Source organism: Desulfuromonas soudanensis (genome assembly GCF_001278055.1).
GTDB classification, from domain to species: domain Bacteria; phylum Desulfobacterota; class Desulfuromonadia; order Desulfuromonadales; family WTL; genus Deferrimonas; species Deferrimonas soudanensis.
The window spans coordinates 542,058-562,739 of the sequence record NZ_CP010802.1; the positions used below are offsets into that span (position 1 = coordinate 542,058).

Annotated in this window: 16 protein-coding genes; 2 read left to right on the top strand and 14 right to left on the bottom strand. The window is 63.4% G+C overall.

Translation table 11 applies throughout. The features are described from left to right. The first annotated feature begins 130 nt into the window (after positions 1 to 130). Complete coding sequence (locus tag DSOUD_RS02340) at positions 131 to 2,776, top strand: cation-translocating P-type ATPase (protein WP_053549489.1); 2,646 nt, start codon at positions 131 to 133, stop codon at positions 2,774 to 2,776. Between the two features lie 38 nt (positions 2,777 to 2,814). Here DSOUD_RS02340 and DSOUD_RS02345 read toward each other — a convergent pair whose 3' ends face one another. From DSOUD_RS02345 to DSOUD_RS02410, 14 genes are all read right to left on the bottom strand, one after another. Continuing rightward, the gene (locus DSOUD_RS02345) at positions 2,815 to 4,401 is read right to left on the bottom strand and encodes a secretin N-terminal domain-containing protein (protein WP_053549490.1); all 1,587 of its coding nucleotides are present in this window, start codon (positions 4,399 to 4,401) and stop codon (positions 2,815 to 2,817) included. Positions 4,402 to 4,435: 34 nt separating this feature from the next. After that, positions 4,436 to 4,801, bottom strand: a complete 366-nt coding sequence (locus DSOUD_RS02350; protein ID WP_198300351.1) for a hypothetical protein — start codon at positions 4,799 to 4,801, stop codon at positions 4,436 to 4,438. Further along, a complete protein-coding gene (locus tag DSOUD_RS02355; RefSeq protein ID WP_053549492.1) occupies positions 4,791 to 5,306 on the bottom strand; it encodes a hypothetical protein in 516 nt (171 codons plus the stop codon). The genes DSOUD_RS02350 and DSOUD_RS02355 overlap by 11 nt, the downstream gene beginning before the upstream one ends. Further along, positions 5,303 to 6,736: a hypothetical protein gene (locus tag DSOUD_RS02360; RefSeq protein WP_157671700.1), complete on the bottom strand. Its 1,434-nt coding sequence runs from the start codon at positions 6,734 to 6,736 to the stop codon at positions 5,303 to 5,305. Before DSOUD_RS02360 ends, DSOUD_RS02355 begins: the two co-directional genes overlap by 4 nt. A gap of 5 nt (positions 6,737 to 6,741) precedes the next feature. Continuing rightward, a complete protein-coding gene (locus tag DSOUD_RS02365; protein ID WP_053549494.1) occupies positions 6,742 to 7,617 on the bottom strand; it encodes a prepilin-type N-terminal cleavage/methylation domain-containing protein in 876 nt (291 codons plus the stop codon). Beyond that, the gene (locus tag DSOUD_RS02370; RefSeq protein ID WP_053549495.1) at positions 7,614 to 8,822 is read right to left on the bottom strand and encodes a type II secretion system F family protein; all 1,209 of its coding nucleotides are present in this window, start codon (positions 8,820 to 8,822) and stop codon (positions 7,614 to 7,616) included. Before DSOUD_RS02370 ends, DSOUD_RS02365 begins: the two co-directional genes overlap by 4 nt. Beyond that, a complete protein-coding gene (locus tag DSOUD_RS02375; protein WP_053549496.1) occupies positions 8,822 to 10,291 on the bottom strand; it encodes a GspE/PulE family protein in 1,470 nt (489 codons plus the stop codon). The genes DSOUD_RS02370 and DSOUD_RS02375 overlap by 1 nt, the downstream gene beginning before the upstream one ends. A 366-nt stretch (positions 10,292 to 10,657) precedes the next feature. Beyond that, the gene (locus DSOUD_RS02380; RefSeq protein WP_053549497.1) at positions 10,658 to 10,792 is read right to left on the bottom strand and encodes an entericidin A/B family lipoprotein; all 135 of its coding nucleotides are present in this window, start codon (positions 10,790 to 10,792) and stop codon (positions 10,658 to 10,660) included. 16 nt (positions 10,793 to 10,808) lie between these two features. Beyond that, positions 10,809 to 11,324: a signal peptidase II gene (gene lspA / locus DSOUD_RS02385; RefSeq protein WP_053549498.1), complete on the bottom strand. Its 516-nt coding sequence runs from the start codon at positions 11,322 to 11,324 to the stop codon at positions 10,809 to 10,811. 11 nt (positions 11,325 to 11,335) lie between these two features. Beyond that, a complete protein-coding gene (gene ileS, locus DSOUD_RS02390; RefSeq protein WP_053549499.1) occupies positions 11,336 to 14,113 on the bottom strand; it encodes an isoleucine--tRNA ligase in 2,778 nt (925 codons plus the stop codon). 167 nt (positions 14,114 to 14,280) lie between these two features. Then, the gene (locus tag DSOUD_RS02395; RefSeq protein ID WP_053549500.1) at positions 14,281 to 14,460 is read right to left on the bottom strand and encodes a hypothetical protein; all 180 of its coding nucleotides are present in this window, start codon (positions 14,458 to 14,460) and stop codon (positions 14,281 to 14,283) included. A gap of 272 nt (positions 14,461 to 14,732) precedes the next feature. After that, positions 14,733 to 16,049, bottom strand: coding sequence for a Na+/H+ antiporter NhaA (gene nhaA, locus DSOUD_RS02400; protein WP_053549501.1), 1,317 nt, complete (start codon positions 16,047 to 16,049; stop codon positions 14,733 to 14,735). 122 nt (positions 16,050 to 16,171) lie between these two features. Continuing rightward, complete coding sequence (locus DSOUD_RS02405; RefSeq protein ID WP_053549502.1) at positions 16,172 to 17,800, bottom strand: NADP-dependent glyceraldehyde-3-phosphate dehydrogenase; 1,629 nt, start codon at positions 17,798 to 17,800, stop codon at positions 16,172 to 16,174. 143 nt (positions 17,801 to 17,943) lie between these two features. Then, complete coding sequence (locus tag DSOUD_RS02410; protein WP_053549503.1) at positions 17,944 to 18,612, bottom strand: endonuclease III domain-containing protein; 669 nt, start codon at positions 18,610 to 18,612, stop codon at positions 17,944 to 17,946. Between the two features lie 227 nt (positions 18,613 to 18,839). On the opposite strand from DSOUD_RS02410, the gene hcp reads away from it, so the two are divergent. Continuing rightward, the gene (gene hcp, locus DSOUD_RS02415) at positions 18,840 to 20,471 is read left to right on the top strand and encodes a hydroxylamine reductase (RefSeq protein WP_082351380.1); all 1,632 of its coding nucleotides are present in this window, start codon (positions 18,840 to 18,842) and stop codon (positions 20,469 to 20,471) included. Positions 20,472 to 20,682 lie beyond the last annotated feature (211 nt).

The window sequence follows — 20,682 nt, forward strand, 5'->3', positions numbered from 1 at the left end:
CTTTTAGCATGATCGGAAGGGAATTGCAAGAGACTTTTCCACCTGAAGCACGGGGAGGTGGCCCTTTTTCCGTCGCAGGGTAAGCTATATCAGGGGGTCGGATGACCGTTCCTTTTGTCGAGGGGGGAGAATGGACGTCTATCGCAGGGAAGCAGAGGATGTTCTGGACGAACTGAAGAGCGGACCGAAGGGGCTCGATCCGCAGGAGGCCCGGGCACGCCTCGAGATCCACGGCTTCAATGAGCTGGAAACCAGAACCTCCATCAAGCCCCTGGTCATTTTCATCAACCAGTTCAAGAGCTTCATCATCTATATCCTCCTCTTCGCCGTCGCTTTTTCTCTCCTCATCGGCGAATGGGTCGACTCGATCATCATCACCGTGATCCTTATCGCCAACGCCGTCATCGGCTTCTTCCAGGAGCTCAGCGCCCATCGCTCCCTGGAGGCGTTGAAGAGAATCAGCACGGTGCATGCCAGGGTGCTGCGCGGCGGCAAGGCGCGGACCGTGGAGGCCCGGGAGCTCGTCCCCGGCGACGTGATCCAGCTCGAGGCGGGGGACAAGGTGCCGGCCGATGCCCGTCTCCTTGACGCGGTGCGACTCAAGGTGGAGGAGTCGGCCCTGACCGGCGAAAGCGTGCCGGTGGAGAAGAACGCGGCCGCTCTCTCCGCCGAAGCACCCCTCGGCGACCGCCGCAACATGCTCTTTTCCGCCACCTCGGTGACCACGGGGAACGGCCGGGCGGTGGTGGTGGCCATCGGGATGAAGACCGAGCTCGGCCGGATCACCACCCTGATCAAGGAGGCCGGGGAGGAGCTGACGCCGCTGCAGCGGCGCCTCGATGCCTTCGGCAAAAAGCTCGGATATGTCATCCTCGCGATCTGCGTTCTGGTCTTCGCCCTCTTCTTCGGTCGGGCCTATGTCGCCGGCGCCCTGTCCGTGGAGACCTTCGTCGCCCTGGCTTTTATCGCCATCAGCCTGGCGGTCGCCGCCGTCCCGACGGCGCTGCCGGCGGTGGTGACCATCGCCCTGAGCATCGGCGTCAGACGCCTGCTGGAAAAAAAGGCCCTGGTGCGCAACCTCTCCGCCGTGGAGACGTTGGGGAGCTGCGACGTCATCTGTACCGACAAGACCGGGACGTTGACGGCCAACCAGATGACGGTGCGCCACGGCTGGACCCTCGACGGCGAGGTGACTCTCGAGGGGTCGGGGTACGCTCCGGAGGGGGAGATCTCCGGAACCGTTGTCCCCGACCTCTTCCGCTGCGGCTTATTGTGCAACAACGCCTCCCTCTACGAGGAGGACGGCCGTTGGCAGACGAGCGGCGACCCGACGGAGGCGGCTCTTCTGACCAGCGCCCTCAAGGCCGGGGTCAAGGGGGACGGCGAACGGCGGGACGAAATCCCCTTCGACTCGCAGCGCAAGCTGATGAGCGTTCTCGTCGAGGACGAAGGGGGGAGGGTGATCTTCAGCAAGGGGGCGCTCGGAGCGGTCCTTGACTGTTGCAGCCGGGCCCTCATCGGCGGGGAGGAGGTGCCGCTGACCGACGGGCACCGAGAGGAGATCGAGGCGGTCAACAGCCGTTATGCCGCATCGGCCATGCGGGTTCTTGCCTTTGCCCAGCGCCGCCGTGACGGAGGGGACTCCCTGGCCGAGGAGGAGATGACCTTCGTCGGCCTGCAGGCGATGATCGATCCGCCCCGTCCCGACGTCGTGGAATCGATCCGCAGGACGAGAGTGGCGGGGATCCGGGTGATCATGATCACCGGCGACTACGGAGAGACCGCCATGGCCATCGGCCGTGAGATCGGCATCGAGGGGGAGGGGATCAGCGGCGAGGAGCTCAACCGGCTCGACGATGCGGCGCTGGAGAAGGCGTTGCGGCGCGGGGCGGGAATCTTCTCGAGGATCGCTCCGGAGGAGAAGCTGCGCATCGTCGCCGCCCTGCAGGCCATGGGGCATACGGTGGCCATGACCGGCGACGGGGTCAACGACGCTCCGGCGCTCAAGAAGGCCAACATCGGTGTGGCGGTGGGGAGCGGCACCGAGGTGGCCAAGGAGGCCGCCGATTTCGTCCTCCTCGACGACAGCTTCACCCACATCGTCAATGCCGTGGAGGAGGGGCGCGGCATCTACGACAACATCCAGAAATCGATCATGCTCCTCCTTTCGGGGAACCTCGGCGAGGTCCTCATCATCTTTTTCGCCGCCCTCCTCGGCATGAACCTCCCCCTGACGGCCATCCTCCTGTTGTGGATCAACATGGTCACCGACGGGGCGCCGGCCCTTGCCTACAGCGTCGACCCCTACGGTCGCGACATCATGCGCAAAAAGCCCAAGTCCCGGGAGGAAGGGCTTCTCCCCCCGCCTCAGCTGACCCTCCTTGTCGTCCTCGGCTCCCTGGGAACCGCCGTCGCCCTGACCCTCTTCCACCGCTTCGGCGGCGCCTCCTCCGATCCGCAGCAGCTGATCCTCGGCCAGACGATGGTCTTCAATTTCGTCGTCCTCTACGAGGTCATCCTCATCTTCGTCATCCGCAGCAGCTACCGGGTCCCCCTCTTCAGCAACGGCTGGGTCTGGGGGGCGGCGCTCCTCTCCCTGGTGCTGCAGGGGGTGCTGATGTACACCCCTTTCTCCGCTGTCTTCAAAATTGCCTCCCTCAAGCTCCCCGAGCTCGGGGTGCTTCTCGGCGCCGGGACTCTTTTCCTTCTGGCCGCCCTGGTCTACCTGCGCCTGACGGATAAAAAAAGAGCGCCCCGTCCCGAGGGTGCGGGATAGGGCGCTTCTGTTTTTCTCTGTTTTGCCGGCTGGAAAAATCAGTTCCTGGCCGCCGCATCTTCAAGCCGGCGGCTTTCGGCGTAGTTGCTGATGCCGTTCCACCCCCAGACCCGCCCTTCGTGTTCGCGGCGGATCATGTCGATACTCTCGTCGGTGAGGATGTAGGGGGTGAGGAAGATCACCAGCTCGGTCTTCTTGTGCAGCTGGGTGTAGTGGGAGAAGAGATATCCGAGATAGGGGATGTCGCCGAGGAGGGGGACCCCCCGCTTGACCGTATTGACGCGGTCGGAGATCAGGCCGCCGATGACCACGGTCTGTCCGCTCTTGACGGCGACCATGGTGTCGACCTCCCGGACGGTGATGACCGGCTTGCTGCTGTTAGTATTGCCTGGTGAGTCGGAATCTCTTAGCTTTTCGGTGATGCTCGGGTGGACCTGCATGGTGATTCTTCCCCCCTCGGCGATGTTCGGGGTGACGTCGAGGAAGAGGCCGACCTCGTCGATCTGCGGCGTTGTGGTGGTCTGCAGGGTGTCACCGGTGGAATTGAAGATGGTGCTGGTGATCCAGGTGACTTCCTTGGTGGTGAGCTTGATCACCGCCTTCTGGTTGTTCAAGGTCGAGATCTTTGGGCTGGACAGCATGTTGACGTTTCCCTGCTCCTGAAAGGTGTCGAGGAGGAAGGTGAAGTCGCCTGGTGAGGCAAAGTTGAGCGTGAAAGCGCTGTTCGGGGTGGTCGGCGTTATAAGCTGGGCGACGGAAAACTTCTCGGCCTTGTCGAGGACGGCACTCCAGTCGATGCCGAGGGAGAACTCGTCGTTGAGTTCGACTTCGACGATGTGGGCCTGGATCAGGACCTGGCGCTTGATCTCGTTTTCGATGCTGTCTAGATAGAGGCTGACCTGTTCCATGGTTCGGGGATAGGCGGTGACGTAGAGAACGCCGGCGAGCTGGTTGACGACGAGGCGGTTCCCCGAGTCGCCGCCGTCCTTCTTCCCTTCGCCGTAGAGGATCGATTGCAGCCCCCTGACGGTTTCCGTCCAGAAATCGGTGCTCCCCGTCGTGGTGACGCTGACGTTCCCCTGGGAGCCGCTGGAAGAATTGCTGTCTCCGCGGCTGTCAGAGGCGGATCCTGACGAAGATCGGGAGCTTCCGCCGCTCGAAGAGATCGAGGCGTTGGTGACGCTGCTCGAGGTCCGCTTGTCCATGAGATAGTTGATGACGAAGGCGCGGGTCAGAAGCTTCGGCTTCCCGACGACGATGATCCCGTCCTCGACAATCGCCGTGTATCCCAGCGGGCGCAGCATGATGTGCAGGATGTCGCCGAGGGGCCTGTTCCTGACGTTGACGGTGACCTTGCCGGTGGCCCCCTTCTGGGCCACGATGGGGACCGGGCTGCTTTTGGAGAGGACGGCCAGGGCCACGGCGAGCTCGGTATCCTTCACCGCCAGGGAGTAGGTTCCGCCGTTGAGCCGAAGGTAGGCGTTTTCGCTCTCGACGACCGGCCCCGCGAAGGGAACCTCGGGCTGGGGGGCGGCGTAGCCCGGGGCGGCCAGGGTGTCGGTCACCTTCGGCAGCGGCGGGATCGAACAGCCGGTCAGCCCGAGCAGCAAAATGGAGATGATCATGGAAGAGAAGTGTCTCATCGGTGTCCCTACCTTTTCAGTCATGGAATAGATCGATTCGTCTCGGGCCGGAAGCGTCTTCGACCAGGATGGAATAGGGTGTGATTCTCCGGATCAGGATGCCGTCGACCCGATCCCCTTCGCTGACGACCTGACCGTTGAAGAGGGCCCGGATGCTCCCCTCGCCGGTCATGATCCCTTCGAGTCCTTCCTGTTTTCCAGGCCCCTTTTCGGGCACCTTGACCCTGTCCCTTGTCGTCTGGGAGAGGGGGACATAGTGGAAGGGGTCCCGCCGCCACTGGGGCCCAGCCTTCTCCGTCTCCCCGGCTGCGGCCGGTAGGGGGAGGAGAAGGGCGAGGAGGGGGAGAAGCGTTCCGATTGTAAACAATGTCCTAGAGCGCATGGTTTCCCTCCAGGGCGTAGAGATCGATGAGGAGGTCGGCCCGGACGGCCTTCTCCCCCGGTTTCATCTCGAGGCTGGAGATTCTGGCGAGGCTGTCGATCCCCTGCACCAGACGGAGATACTCGGCGATATCCTTGAACCGGCCGCTCAGGGAAACCTGCAGCCGGCTGGTCTCCAGACCCTCTCCCCGGTCCCGGGACCGTCCTTGCCGGCCGCCGCTCTGCCGGTTCTCCGCCCGGACGATCCCGGTGATGACCTCGTGGTCGGCGATCCCGGCTCTGCGGGCCGAAGCGTAGAGTTGCTCGGTGAAGGAGGCGACATTGATCCCGCCGGAGAAGGTCCGGGCCAGATCGCCAGTTTCGAGGGCGGCCCGCTGCAGGAGGACCTTTTCCTCCCGAATGCCGGAGAGCTCCTGCTGCAGATCTTCCAGCCGCCCCTGGCGGTTCACATAGAGGACGCCCGTGGCCAGCAGTCCGAGGATAAAAAAGAGGGTGATCCGTTTCATCTGGTTGACTCTCCCGATGGGGTCACCTGGCAGGCGACCTTGATTTTGATCAGTTTCTTCTCGCCGAGGTTCTCCATGGCGAGGGTCGGTTCCTGGTAGCGGTGCAGGGTCGCCGAGGTGTCCAGAACCTCCATGAAGGCGGTGAAGACCCGCTCCTTGCCGTCCCCTGTGTTGTAGGGGGTGACGGCAAGGAGCTCGAGGACCCCTTCGGCCTCCCCCTGCCTGAAGCTGAGGGCGTCGAGGAGGATCTTATCGGGGAGGCGGTCGGCGAGCTCGCCGAGGATGGTGTAGAAGGGTATCCGTTTCTCCTGCACCCCCTTAAGGAAGAGGAGGTCGTCCTTGAGGGCGCGGGAGGCGGTTGCCGCACTCTTCAGCTGGTCGAGCTCGACCTTTTCGCTGCGCACCATCTTCTCCAGGTCGGCGATGCGGGACTGAAAACCGAGCCCCACGGCGAGGAAGAGGAGGGCCAGGAGGGCGCCTCCGGCCAGGGCGAGGGTTCTCGGCTTGAGCCGCAGCGGCCGGAGAATCTCCCCGGGGATGAAGTTGAGTGGTGCGCCGCGCCCCTGGGTGCGAGCCAGCCCTGCCAGGGCGGCGTAGGGGTGGCTCCCCTCCGGTTGCCCGGAAAGGAGGTCCGAGAGGACGACCTCGACGTCCATGGCGTCCTTGAGCGAACCGGCCAGACCTTCGATGCCGCCGTCGAGGCCGCAGAGCCAGACCTTTTCCACGGGGTAGTGGGGGTGGGCCGGTATGTACTGGGAATAGATGCCGTGGATGATGTTGAGAATGGCAAAAAGCTTGCGCCGCAGCCGCCGGTTGCCGTCGACCTCCTCCTCGCCTCCTTCCTCGTTTATCTCGGGGATTGCGACGGTTTCGTAGTGGAGGATCTCCGTCGGGGATAAAAAGAGGGCGCTGATCGAATCGGAGTCGATGTCGAAGACGGCGTGGGCCTGGAGGATCTCGTCGCGGATCCCCGAGAAGGCCGCCAAGTCCCCCTGCAGGCCGGTGGTGATCGATTTCAGCGGGATCTTGGCGTCGGCAAAGAGCCGGAGGTAGCGCAGGACCGTCACCCGGGAAACGTGTTCGGCGAGGTAGACCTCTTTGTCCTGGTGGGGAGCCATAGGGGTGAGGCGGAAGTTCGGATCTTTGAGTCCGGTGGCCGAAGCGATTCCGCGCTGGACGATCTTTGCCGCGTCCTCCAGGGGCATCGCCTGGAGCTTGTAGAGACTGATATTCACCTCGTCGCCGGGGACGATGAGGTGGGCGTGGTCGGGGTTCTGCCCGGCCAGGGCGGCGACTTCGGCGAGGAGTTCCTTGAGGTCTCCGGCGCTCTCCAGGGTGCGGGAGAAGGTCCGGGCACAGAGGATCTGCTCCCCCTTGGACACCAGGGTTCGGATGCACCTGCCTCTGAGATCGATAAATAGATTCGTCATGGGTCCTATGGCTCAGGAATGGGGTAATAGAGCGTCGGCGGATTGACGGAGATTTTGCTCAGGCCGTCGCTGACGAAGATCGCCATGTCGTTGGTTTCTGCCGCCAGGGTCGTGCAGGCGGCGTCGGAAAAAAGGCGGCTGCGCAGCACCACTCGTCCCACGGGGAGTTCGATGCCGAAGTTTTTTTCGAAGGACTGGCCGACGTTTTTCGGAACGCCGGGCTGCACCGGGCCGACGGCGAGGGGGATGCACCCGGTGACCGTTGTTGCCGTCCCAGCTCCGTCGTGGTAGCTGGCGAGAATATCGGCCCCGTAGCTGGGCGTCACTTCGCTGGTGGCGGCGGTAAAGGTGTAGCTCAGGTTCCCCTGCACCGTCGCCGTCGGCCAGACTTCCGCCTCGAGGACCTGCAGCGAGAGGTCGCTGTTCTCGTCGATGTCGTCGCCGGTGCCGAAGGTGCGGTCGGGCCCGGCGCTACGCAAGGTGGCGGTAACGCTCATCCCCGAGACGGCCAGGGTCGGATTGTGCCGGGCGTAGGCGATGCCGTTTCCCCAGGCGTCGCTTTTGTAGGTGTCCGGGTCGAAGCCGCCGAGGTAGGGGCCGTTCCAGTTGACCCAGCCCGCCGGCGCGGTGAGAAGATCGTCGATGCCGGCCGGGAGGACGCCGTTGTCGCCGACGAAGCCGTAGTGGGTGCGGATCCCCTGCTGGACGAGGGTCCGGTCGCCGACCATGGCCTTTTTCAGCTCGAGCATCCGTCCCCGCGTCACGGCGATCTCGTTGCTTTCCCAGGTCTTGTACAACATGGGCACCAGAGTCCCGGCCATGATGGAGAGGATGGCCATGGCGACGATAATTTCGATGAGTGTGAATCCCCTGTTTTTCATCGCACTCTGATGCTCCCGACGATCCCGTAGATGGGAAGGAAAATGGAAAGGAGGACGACCAGCATCATGGCTCCGAGAAGGACGACGATCATCGGCTCCATGGCGGCAAAGAGGCGCTTGACCGTCTCCCTGACCTCCTTGTCGAAAATGTCGCTGGCCCGGGAAAGGGCGCTGTCGAGGTTGCCGGTCTTCTCCCCCAGAGAGACCATGCTGATCACCAGGCCGGGTACCGCACGGGTATCGATGAGGGCCTGGGAAATCGAGCCGCCGCCGAGAATCGCCTCGGTGACCCTGGCCAGCCGCGCCTGGAGTTCCCTGTTGTTGACGACCGCGGCGGCGGTGGAGAAGGACGCCTGGATGTCGAGTCCCGAGGCCTGCAGGGTGGCCAGCGTCTTGAAGTAGCGCGAAAGATTGATCTTTTTCGCCAGGTCGCCGATGAGGGGGAGGCGGAGGAAGATACGGTCGACCCCGAGGCGGATCGGCGGAATTTTCACCAGCATCCGGTAGGCAAAGGCGCCGACGATGAGCAGGACCAGAATCAGGAGAAAGTAGTTCTGGGCAAAATTCGAGATTCCCATGACGATACGGGTCGGCAGCGGCAGGTCGGTCTTGAGGCCGGAGAGGACCTTCAACAGGGCCGGGAAGACGAAGACGAAGAGGATCGTGGCGAGAACCCCCATGAAGGAGAGGACCACCGAGGGGTAGACGAGGAGGGAGCGGGTCGATTTCTTGAACTCGACCTGCCACTCCAGATAGCTCATCAGGTACTCCAGGCTGTGCTCGAGGGTGCCGGAGATCTCCCCGGCGCGGATCATCTGCAGGTAATAGTAGGGGAAGATGTCGGCGCGCTCGGCCATGGCCTCGGAGAGGGGCATCCCCGACTCCACCGCGCTGCTCAGGGAACGGAAGGCCGGGATCAGTTTTTTCTTCCCTCCGCCGGAGATGACGTCCTGCAGTCCGGACACCAGGGAAATTCCCGAGATGACCACCAGGCGCAGCAGGTAGGTGAGGTCGAGGAGGTCGGACTCCGTATAACGCCCCTGGCCGAGACGGGCGAGGTTGAAAGACCAGCATTTTTCGGCGTCGATGAGGGTGAGCCCCTGCATCCCCAGGGCTTTTTCCAGGGCGGATTCGCTCTGCGCCGCCAGTTTGCCGATCTGAACGGTGGAGCTCAGGTCGATGGCCCGGTAGGAATAGAGTGCCATCAGAACACCGACCTGGAGACGCTGCGCACCTCTTCGAGGGTGGTCAGGCCGAGATGAACCTTCTTCAGGCCGACCTCGTTCATGCCGCGGAAGCCGTTCTTCATCGCTTCGCGCTTGATGTCGTCGATACTGGCCCGGACGTTGATCATCTCCCGGATCTGCTGGTTGACCTTGAGGATCTCATAGATCACCGTCCGCCCCTTGAAGCCGGCGTTATCGCAGGCGCGGCACCCCTGGGGGCGATAGAGGGTCTGGAGGGCCGGATCGGCATCGGCGGCGCGGTAGGCCGGATCGTCATTCGGGAGGGCTTCCTTGCACTGGGGGCAGAGGAGCCGGACCAGTCGCTGGGCGACGATGGTGTCGAGGGTCGAGGAGACGAGGAAGGGGTCGATCCCCATGTCGACCATCCGGGCGATGCTCGAGGCGGCATCGTTGGTGTGCAGGGTGCTGAAGACCAGATGCCCGGTGAGAGCGGCGCGCACCGCTAGTTCCGAGGTTTCGCCGTCGCGCATCTCGCCGACGAGGATGATGTCGGGGTCCTGGCGGAGGATGGAGCGCAGTCCGGCGGCGAAGGTGAGTCCGGCCTTGATATTGATCTGGGCCTGCCGCGCCAGGGGGAGCTGGTACTCGACGGGGTCCTCGATGGTGAAGATGTTTTTGTTGACGCTGTTGATCATCGACAAAAAGGAATAGAGGGTCGTGGTCTTCCCCGAGCCGGTCGGGCCGGTGACCAGGATCATCCCGTAGGGGAGGCTCAGGGAGTCGGTGATTCTCTCGATGTCCTCTTCGAGAAAGCCGAGGGACTCGACTCCGACCAGGACCTGGGTCTTGTCGAGGATCCTCACGACGATGTTCTCGCCGCCGAGGACGGGAAAGGAGGAGATGCGCAGGTCGAGGCCGTGGTTCTTGTAGAGGAATTCGGCGCTGCCGTCCTGGGGGATGCGGGTTTCGGCGATGTTCATGTGGCCGAGAACCTTGAAACGCGAGACGATGGGGTTGAGGAGCTTGCCGGGGAGGAACATCCCGTGGTGCAGGACGCCGTCGACGCGGTAACGCACCCGGACCCCCTTCATGTCGGGGTTGATGTGGACATCGGTGGCGCCGCGGCGGATGCCGTTGATGAGGATCTTCTCCACCAGATTGACCAGGGGGGAGTGGGGGGAGTCGAGTTCGGTCTTGTGGAGGTCGCTGCTCCGCTGAAAGAGGATATTGCTCTGCTGGACAAGGAAGTCGATCTCGTCGGGAAGGTCCTGGGAGGGCCCCTCCTGCCCCGGAACGTTCTTGCTCACCTGCTGGGTGGCGGAGAGGACCTTGAACAGGTCCTTCTGGCTGATGAAGCCGAGGCCGAAGAGGACCGAACCGAGGAGTTCGCCGGTCTTCTTCTGCTCCTGCAGGGCGATCTGCAGCTGCTCGTCGGTGATGAAGCCTTCTTCGAGGAGGATGTCGCCTATGCGTTTGCGAGGGGGCATGTGTCGTCCCAGTCCGGTTCCCGGTCCGCGCCCGAGGGGGCGCAATCCCGTAAAGTGTTTTGTCCTGCCGAAAAACCCTGTGGCTTGAAGTGTTTTTCTTTCTTTGGCCACGCGGTGCGGCGCTGAAACAGAATCACTGCAAGCATCGAACCAAGGGCGCAACCTGGGGAACAGCCGCGAGGTTATCGGGGATACAGGGGAAAAAGGGAGCGGGGGAGAAAAAAATGGGAGCGGGGGGATGTCATCAATTTGACAGGGGTAGGTGTTTGCGATTTTTCCGACGGGGGGCGCCGATGGCACAAGGCCGCCTCCGGGCATGAACCGGGGCGGCCTCGTTTCTGGAACGGAGTGGTCGGTGGTGCGCTGCTACTGGCTTTTTTCGGCCGTTTTTTCCACCCACTTCCCGGCTTTCTGGACATCCTTGCCGAGGCCTTTGAAGGTTTGACAGCCGGTCAAAAAGAAAAAGCACAGAATGATCACCAGGGCGATTGAGCGATACATGGGAAACCTCCTGCAGTTATTTGGACTCTTTTTGTTCATTTTTTGACTTGCGTTCTTCCTGCCACATGTCGAGGAGCATCAGGGCGACGCCGACGGTGATGGCCGAGTCGGCGACGTTGAAGGCCGGCCAGTGATGCCGGTACCAGTGGACGTCGAGAAAGTCGATGACCTCGCCGAGGCGGATGCGGTCGATGAGGTTGCCGACGGCGCCGGAGAAGACCAGGGCGAGGGCGAAGTGCAGGAGGCGCTGGTCGGCGCGGGTGCGGCTCAGGTACCAGAGGATGCCGAGGGCGGCGACCAGGGCCACGGTGATGAAAAAGGGGATGCGCAGCGGGCTGTCCGAGAGGATGCCGAAGGCCGCCCCCTTGTTGCGCACGTAGGTGATGTGGAAAAAGTTCTCCACGACCTGCACCGATTCATGGAGGAGGAAACGGCTGTCGATGTAGAGCTTGGTCGCCTGATCGACGACCAGGATCACGGCACTTACGAGGCCTAAAAGTTTGTAGCGCGACACGGCAGCTCCAGGATTCATGGGGGACGGCCTCAGGTCAGGGCCGGACGGCAGCGATGACAGATGGTGGGGTGCTCGCTGCTCTCGCCGACGCTGGTGGCGTAGGTCCAGCAGCGCTCGCATTTTTCCCCTTGAGCCTTTTCGATCCGGATCTTTAAGCCCGGGACCTCTTCGCCGGCGACGCTCTCGCCGAGGTTCTCGGAGAGTTCCACCTGGGAGACGATGAAGAGGGTGGCGAGCTCGTCGCGGTATTTCTCCAGCAGCTGGCGCCACTCGCCGGCGGGGGCCTCGACCAGGACCCGGGCGTCGAGGGAGTGGCCGATGAGCTTCTCGTTCCGGGCCAGTTCCAGGGCCTTGGAGACGTCGGAGCGCACGGCGAGAATCCTTGCGTAGCGGGCTTCGAGCTCGACGTCGAGGAGGCTCGTTTCGAAGCGGGGAAAACGGGCGAGGTGGACGTTCTCCTCGCGTTTTCCGGGGAGGCTCTCCCAGATCTCGTCGGCGGTGAAGGAGAGGACCGGCGCCACCAGGCGGGTCAGGGCGTCGAGGATCCGGTAGATGGCGGTCTGGGCGCTGCGCCGGGCCACGCTTTTGGTCGGAGCGGTGTAGAGGCGGTCCTTGAGGACGTCGAGGTAGAAGGCGCTCATGTCGACGCTGCAGAAATTGTGCACCGCGTGGTAGAGAACGTGGAATTCGTACTCGTTGTAGGAGCGCTCGACGCGCCCGACCAGCTCCTCGAGGCGGGAGAGAGCCCAGCGGTCGATCTCGAGGAGGTCGTCGTCGGGGACGCTCTCCGTCTCCGGGTCGAAGCCGTGGAGGTTGCCGAGGATATAGCGGGCGGTGTTGCGGATGCGGCGGTAGGCATCCGACAGGCGCTGGAGGATTTCCGGGCTGATGCGGATGTCGTCGCGGTAGTCCTGGGCGGCGACCCACAGGCGCAGGATCTCGGCGCCGAACTTCTTGATGACCTCTTCGGGGGCGACGACGTTCCCCGTGCTCTTGGACATCTTCTTGCCGGCGCCGTCGACGACGAAGCCGTGGGTGAGGACCGCCTTGTAGGGGGCGATCCCCCGGGTGCCGACGGCGGCCAGGAGGCTGGAGTGAAACCAGCCGCGGTGCTGGTCGCTCCCTTCGAGGTAGAGATCGGCCGGGGAGGAGAGGTTGTCGCGCTGCTCGAGGACGGCGGCGTGGGAGACTCCCGAGTCGAACCAGACGTCGAGGATGTCCATCTCCTTGGTGAAGGTCTCCCCGCCGCAGGCGCCGCAGACCGTGCCGGACGGGAGGAGCTCGGCGGCCTCCTTCTCGTACCAGAGGTCGCTGCCGCTTGCGGTGAAGAGATCGGCGACGTGATGCATGATTCTGCCGTCGGCCAGGGCCTCGCCGCACTTTTCACAGTAGAAGACGGTGATCGGCACCCCCCAGGTGCGCTGGCGGCTGACGCACCAGTCGGGGCGTTTCTCGATCATGCCGTGGATGCGTTCGCGCCCCCAGCGGGGGATCCACTCCACGTCGTTGATGTGCTCCAGCGCTTTTTTGCGCAGGTCGTTGGCGTCCATGGAGATGAACCACTGTTCGGTGGCGCGGAAGATGATCGGCTTCTTGCAGCGCCAGCAGTGGGGGTAGCTGTGGGAAACCTTCGTCTCCTTGAGGAGGGCGCCGACTTCGCGGAGTTTGTCGTTGACCGCGCCGTTGCCTTCGTCGATCTTCATGCCGCCGAAGAGTTCCACGTCCTGACGGAAACGGCCGTAGTCGTCCACCGGGTTGTAGATCTCCAGGCCGTAGCGGAGGCCGACCTGGTAGTCGTCCTGGCCGTGCCCGGGGGCGGTGTGGACGCAGCCGGTTCCCGCCTCGAGGGTGACGTGGCCGCCGAGCATGATCAGGGAATCGCGCTCGTAGAGGGGGTGGCGGCAGGTCTTCTTCTCGAAGAGTGAGGCGTCGAAGGTCGCCAGAACCCGGAAGTCGTCGATCCCCAGCGTTTTGAGGACCTGGAGGTGGAGCCCCTCGGCAAAAACCAGCACTTCGCCGCCGGTCTCGACGGCGACATAGGGGAGGTCGGCGTTGAGGCAGATGCCGAGATTGGCCGGAATCGTCCAGGGGGTGGTGGTCCAGATGACGAAGAAGAGGGGCTTACCGGCGAGGGTCGCCAGCTCCTCAGGCAGTTCGCCGGTGAAGGGGAACTTGACGTAGATCGACGGCGAGGTGTGGTCGGCGTATTCGACTTCGGCCTCGGCCAGGGCGGTGACGCAGGAGGAGCACCAGTGGACCGGCTTCTTCCCCTTGTAGAGGCCGCCGCGCTCGGCGAAGCGGGCCAGCTCCCGGGCGGTGGCCGCCTCGTAGGCCGGGTGCATCGTCAGGTAGGGGTGTTCCCAGTCGCCGAGGACGCCGAGGCGGCGGAATTCGGCGCTCTGGATGTCGACCCACTGCTGGGCGTAGGTACGGCACTCCTTGCGGATCTGGCTCTTGGTCATCTCCTTTTTCTTCGACCCGAGCTGTTTGTCGACCATCAGCTCGATGGGGAGGCCGTGGCAGTCCCACCCCGGGACATAGGGGGCGTAGAAGCCCTGCATGCGCCGGCTCTTGAGGACGATGTCCTTGAGGATCTTGTTGAGGGCGTGACCGATGTGGGTGTGGCCGTTGGCGTAGGGGGGGCCGTCGTGGAGGATGTAGGGGGGGAGTCCCTGCCCGGCGGCGCCGATCTTGCGGTCGAGCTCGAAGGCTTCCCATTTTTTGAGGGTTTCCGGCTCGCGCTGGGGCAGATTGCCGCGCATGGGGAAGTCGGTTTCTGGCAGGTTGAGGGTCTCTTTGTAATCCATGACGGGGTCTCCCGGAAGGTCGCAGGTGTAGAAAAAATTAAGTCTAGCAACCTAGCAAAATAGCAGGATAAGTCAAGGAAAAAGGGGGCTGGAGGAGCAGGGGGAGGGAAGGACAGGGGTGGTTCAAAGGCTTCCCCCCGGTGAAGGGGGGATTTGGGGGATGCTTTTCAGGCGCCGGCGTGGTTCGGCGCTCCGAAGCCTTCGGCGATGGCGGTCAGGCTCTGACGCAGCAGATCGGAAATGTTGGTGTTCCCCTGCTCGGCGCGGTCGGCCAGCAGTTGCATCTCCCGGTCGCTGACCCGGCAGGAAACGATATAGCGTTTGGGATTTTCGACAGTTTTGCCCATGGTTGTGCCTCCTTCTTGCAATGAGAGTGCTGCCGCCCCGGGAGCGGCCCGATGTGTCAAATGGTTGCGTATACCCGATTGCAAGGGGGCTGCCAAGTTGGCATCCGGGAGATTAAAAAATAAAAAGAGCTGTGAAATCAATATCTTCTATTGATTCTTCGGATGGGTCACCCTCGGGGTCCCCGGGAGGGTGCCTGACAAAAGGATACATGAGGGGGAGGGATGGGACAGATGTGCCCACCCTGCGCGCCAATTCTGGCACAGCCGGTGTTTCACCGTTTCGGTGGCCGCCGAAAGTGAGCGAGAAGGAGGTAGCCGGCCAGTCCGGCAAGAAGGGAGGCGCCGAAGGTGCCGATCTTGGCCTCGACGGCCAGGGAGGGGAGGGAGAAGGCGAGGTTGGTGATAAAAAGGGACATGGTGAAGCCGATTCCGCCGAGGAGGCCGATGCCGAGGATTTGTCCCCAGTGTGTTCCGTCGGGGAGATCGGCGATGCGCAGCCGCACAGCGAGCCAGGAGAAAAGGAGGATCCCGGCGGGTTTGCCGAGAAGGAGTCCGGCTGCGACCCCGAGGGTGACGGGGCTGGTCAGGGTCACCTGCAGTTCGGAAAAATCGAGGGTGATTCCGGCGTTTGCCAGGGCAAAGATCGGCATCACACCGAAGATGACCCAGTTGTTCATCTCGTGTTCCATGCGCTGCAGGGGGCTCATGGCGTCATGGCAGAGATGCTCCAGGGCCAGAAGGGTGCCGAGCCGTTCCTCCTGGTGAAAGGGCCCTTCGACCCGCTCCAGGCTGGTGTAGCGTTCCAGCAGTTTTCCGGTCTTTTCGAGGAAATTCTCCTGGTCGTGACGCGGGCGCACCGGTATCGTGGCGCCGATCAAAACCCCGGCGATGGAGGCGTGAATCCCCGATTTGAGGAGAGCGATCCACAGGCAGATGCCGATGAGGGCGTAATAGTTGGGGTGTCGGATGCCGAGGCGGTTTCCTGCCGTCAGCAACAGGAAAAATACCGCGGCACTCGCCAGGGCGAGGGGGAGGATCGGGCCGCTGTAAAAAATGGCGATAATCAGGACGGCACCGAGGTCGTCGACGATGGCGAGCGCGGTGAGAAAGATGGCCAGGGAGCGGGGGATGGCCGGGCCGAGCAGGGCAATGATCCCGAGGGCAAAGGCGATATCCGTCGCCATGGGAATCCCCCAGCCCTGGGCCGGGGGGCCGCTCGGCGCGATCAGGTGGTAAACCAGGGCCGGGATCAGCATCCCGCCGATGGCGGCGGCGATGGGGAGGGCCGCCTTGCGGGGGGTCGCCAGTTCCCCGGCGAGGAATTCACGCTTGATCTCCAGGCCGACGACGAAGAAAAAGACCGCCATCAGTCCGTCGTTGATCCAGTGGTGCAGCGATTGGGTGAGGCCGAAATCGTCAAAACCGATGGTCAGCTCAGCCTCCCAGAGATGATGATACAGGGGGGCAAGGGGGGAGTTGGCCAAGATCAGGGCGAGGGCCGCCGCGCAAAAGAGAACGATCCCCCCGGAGGCCTGGCGTTTGAAAAAATCCTCGAAGGGTCGCAGCAGGTCGGCGAGCTGGAAAGGCATGAAGTGTTGACCTCGTCAGGGATGTTTTTTAAAAATCGGTTTAATTCTGCCAGAGGGCGCACAATTTTTCAACAGTCGGGTTGGCCCCCGCTCTGCGAAGGCTTCCCCCCTCGGTCGGAGCCTCAGAGCAGAAAGTCGGTGGACAGGAACTTGGAATTCCCCTCCCGAGTGATCCGTCGGATCAATTCCCGGTTGAGCTCCTCATCCTTGGCAGCCACCAGGGTGCGGATGGAGAAGGCGCGCAGGGCGTCGCTGACCGACAGGGTCCCCTCCGCCGACCCCTTGCGCCCGGTGAAGGGGAAGGTGTCGGGGCCGCGCTGGCACTGGCTGTTGAGGTTGAGGCGACAGACCTGGTTGACCAGGGGGTCGATGAGCTGCGAGAGAGTTTGCGGATTGCTGCCGAAGAGACTGAGCTGCTGGCCGAAGTTGGATTCGACGACGTAACGGATCGCTTCCTCAATATCGTCGAAGGGGACGATGGGGACGACCGGGCCGAACTGTTCCTCATGGTAGAGGCGCATCCGCGAATCGACGGGGGATAAAACGGCCGGGGCGAAGTAACTCCCGCAGATCTCGCCGCCGCCGGGATTGATCACCCTGGCCCCCAGCCCCTCGGCGTCGGCCACCAGCTCCGCCAGATACGCCGGTTTGTTCGGCTCCGGAAGCGGGGTGATGAAGACCCCCTCCTCCCAGGGCATGCCGGCGTGCAGCGCCGCGACGGCTTTTCCGAAGGCCTCGAGAAAGGCCGGCAGGAGCGGGCGCTGAACGAAGATGATCTTGATCGCCGTGCAGCGCTGGCCGTTGAAGGAGAGGCTGCCGAGGATGCACTCGCGCACCGTCAGTTCAAGGTCGGCGTCGGCCAGGACGATGGCCGGGTTCTTCGCCCCCATGCCGAGGACGCCGCGCAGCCGGTGCGGCGCCGGATGGGCCTTTTTCAGGGCATCGGCGGCCTGGCTCGAGCCGATGAAGGCGAGCACGTCGATGTCCCCCGAGGCCATCAGCGGTCCGACCACCGTTCGCCCCTCGCCGCAAACCGTGTTCACCACCCCCGGCGGGAAGGCGTCGCGAAACGCTTTCAGCAGCGGCTGGTAGAGCATGACGCCGAGGCGCGGCGGCTTGAAGACGACCGTATTGCCCATGATCAGCGCCGGGATGAGGGTGGTGAACGTCTCGTTGAGGGGGTAGTTGAAGGGGCCCATGCAGAGGACCACCCCGAGGGGGCCGCGGCGGGTCTGGCCGATCACCCCCTCGCGGATGACCAGCCGGGAGGAGTCGCGGTCGAGATCCTTGAGGGCCTCGATGGTATCGACGATGTAGGCCGCCGTGCGGTCGAATTCCTTCCGGGAATCGGTCAGGCTCTTGCCGACCTCCCACATCAAGAGCCGGACGACCTCGTCGCGGCAGGCGCGGAAACGGGCGAGGAAATCGGCGACATGGGCGATGCGCTCGGAAACGCCCATGGTCGGCCAGCGCCCCCGCCCCTGGCCGTAGGCTTTTTTCGCCGCATCGAGGGCCGACCGGGCCGCTGCGGCGTCGAGGAGGGGAAAACGGCCGAGACGATGGGGCAGCAGCCCCTCGGCGGACTTCAGCAGGACTGGCGAGAAGGCTTCGCCGAAGGGGCCGTCCCAGCGACGAAGCTGACCGTCGACCAGGTACTCGTCCTGCAGCAGATCGGGGGGGAGGCGATGGGAGGCGGGGATCTCGGAAGCTGCGGGGAAGCGGATCGGGGATCTCTCGGTGCTCGGCGACATGGCGTCTTCCTTTTGCCGTAAAGGCTCCCCTCCTTAGTTAAGGAGGGGCGGGGGGGTGGTGGGGTCGGTGCCGTCAGACCTCATGTCAGAAAAAAACGGATCAACAGGCCAAGTCTGACCGATTTTGCCGCAGATGCAATCGATTAAAGAGCGACGGCGGACTGGCCGTAAGGGCAGCAGGCCAGGAGGGGGCAGGGAGGGCAGGAGGGGGCGCCCTTGCGGCAGAAGGTCTTGCACTCCTCGACGATCAGGGCGTGGTACTCGTTGAAGAGATCGACCTCGTGGGGGAGGTTGTCCATGAAAAGGGTCCGGATCGCCTCGTACCCCTCGCTTCCCTTGAGCAGACCGAGGCGGGTGAAGAGACGGCGGGTGTAGGCGTCGACGACGAAGGAGGGGCGCTTTCCGGCATAGAGGAGGATGGCGTCGGCGGTCTCCGGCCCGACCCCCCGGAGGGAAAGGAGCGCGCCGCGCACCCCGTCCAGGTCGCCGGCGAGCAGGGCGGCGAGATCGCCGCCGTAACGGTGGCAGAGGATTTCCGCGAAGGACTGGAGGTTCTCGGCCTTCTGGCGGAAGAAGCCGGCGGGGCGGATCAGCGTCTCGAGGAGGCCGCGGGGGAGGGCGAGGAGAGAAGCTGGCTCCAGGGCGGAGGCCTGACGCAGGTTGGCGATGGCCTGTTCGACGTTGCGCCAGGCGGTGTTCTGGGTCAAAAAAGCGCCGATGACCACCTCGAAGGGGGTTTCGGCGGGCCACCAGTGCAGGGGGCCGAAGTGGGCGGCGAGGCGGTGGAAAATGTCGTAGAGTTTGTTTTTCATTTCTTTTCAGGTCGAAGCCGCCTCCGATCCGACGACGGTCCATAGCAGCACAGGAGGGTCATGGGGCACTCATAGCATGAGAGGACGAGGGAAACAAGGGGCGTTCCCTGACGGGAGAGGAGGGCCCTGCTGGAAATTTGCTCGTCCTCTGGTAACCTTGGTCGGTATTCATGGCGCCGTCCACAGGATTGCAAACCAAAACCATAAAGGAGGAGATGATGGCAGAGATGTTCTGTTACCAGTGCGAGCAGGCCGCCCAGGGAACCGGCTGCACCGTCGTCGGCGTCTGCGGCAAACAGCCCGACGTCGCAGCCCTGCAGGATCTCATCGTCTGGGGGCTCAAGGGCCTGGGATTCTGGGCCGATCTGGCGCGGAAGAAGGGGGCGATCGATCGGGAAATCGACGTCTTCATGATCGAGGCCCTCTTCTCCACCGTGACCAATGTCGACTTCGACCCCGAGAGCCTGGGCAAGGTGGTGCGTCAGACCGCGGCGATGCGGGAGAAGGCCCGTGCCCTCTTCGAAAAGGCCAATGGCGCCCCCTTTGCCGGAACCGTCCCCGAGGGGGCCGCCCCCTGGGTGCCGAAGACGACCCTTTCAGATCTGGTGGAGGAGGGGAGGAAACATCCGGTGAAGGATCCGAGCCTCGATCCCGATATCCATTCGGTCCAGCAGATCCTCATCTACGGGTGCAAGGGGATGGCCGCCTACGCCGACCACGCCCACATTCTCGGCAAGGACGACGACGGAATCTATGCCTTTATTCACCGGGCGATGGGCAGCACCCTCGACCGTTCCCTGGGGCTGATGGATTTCGTCGGCCTGGCCATGGAGTGCGGCAAGGTCAACATCGAATGCACCGGCCTCCTCAACCAGGCCCATGTGGAGCATTATCAGGCCGCGACCCCGACGAAGGTCAATCTCGGCACCCGCGCCGGCAAGGCGATCCTGGTTTCCGGGCATGACATGAAGATGCTCGAGGAACTCCTCAAACAAACGGCCGGCAAGGGGATCCATATCTACACCCATGTGGAGATGCTCCCGGCCCACGGCTATCCCGGGCTCAAGAAATACCCCCATCTGGCCGGCAACTACGGCGGCGCCTGGCAGGACCAGGGCAAGGAGTTCCAGAATTTCCCCGGGGCGATGATCTTCAACACCAACTGCATCCAGCGTCCCGCGGAAAGCTACAAGGATCGGCTCTTCACCTGGGGGCGGGTGAAGTGGCCGGGGGTCCGGCATATCGACGGCTGGGACTTTTCCGCCGTCATCGACAAGGCCCTGGCCTCCCCCGGTTTCGAGGAGAAGCCCGGCCAGGAGATCACCGTCGGTTTCGGCCACCAGGCGGTTCTCGGCGTCGCCGACAAGGTCATCGAGGCGGTGAAAACCGGGGCGATCCGCCGCTTCTTCGTCATCGGCGGCTGCGACGGCGCCAAGACCGGGCGCAACTACTACACCCGTTTTGCCGAGCAGCTGCCGAAGGACACGGTGATCCTCACCCTGGCCTGCGGCAAATACCGCTTCAACAAGCTCCAACTCGGCGATATCGGCGGCATCCCCCGGCTTCTCGACGTCGGACAGTGCAACGACGCCTATTCGGCGGTGCAGATCGCCCTGGCTCTGGCCGGCGCCTTCAAATGCGGCGTCAACGATCTCCCCCTCTCCATCGTCCTTTCCTGGTACGAGCAGAAGGCGGTGGTGGTCCTTCTCTCCCTACTCTCCCTGGGGATCCGCAACATCAAGCTCGGACCGAGCCTGCCGGCCTTCATCACTCCCAACGTCCTCAGTTTCCTGGTCGACAAGTTCAACATCGGCCCGATCGGCTCCGTCGAGGAGGACATGGCGCAGATGCTCGGCTGAGGGGGGTTTTGCCGGCGATGACCGGGAGTCAAACCGAGGCACAGGCCTCAACGCGGAGACGCAGGGACGCAGAGGGAACCTGAGAAAAAAAACGAAATTTTTTTGGGCCTTCCTGCGTCTCAGCGCTCTTTGCGCCTCTGCGTTAAAAAAATTGTGTTGATCAGACAAAAAGAAGAGAGCGCCGGGGAAACTCGGCGCTCTCTTCTTTTTT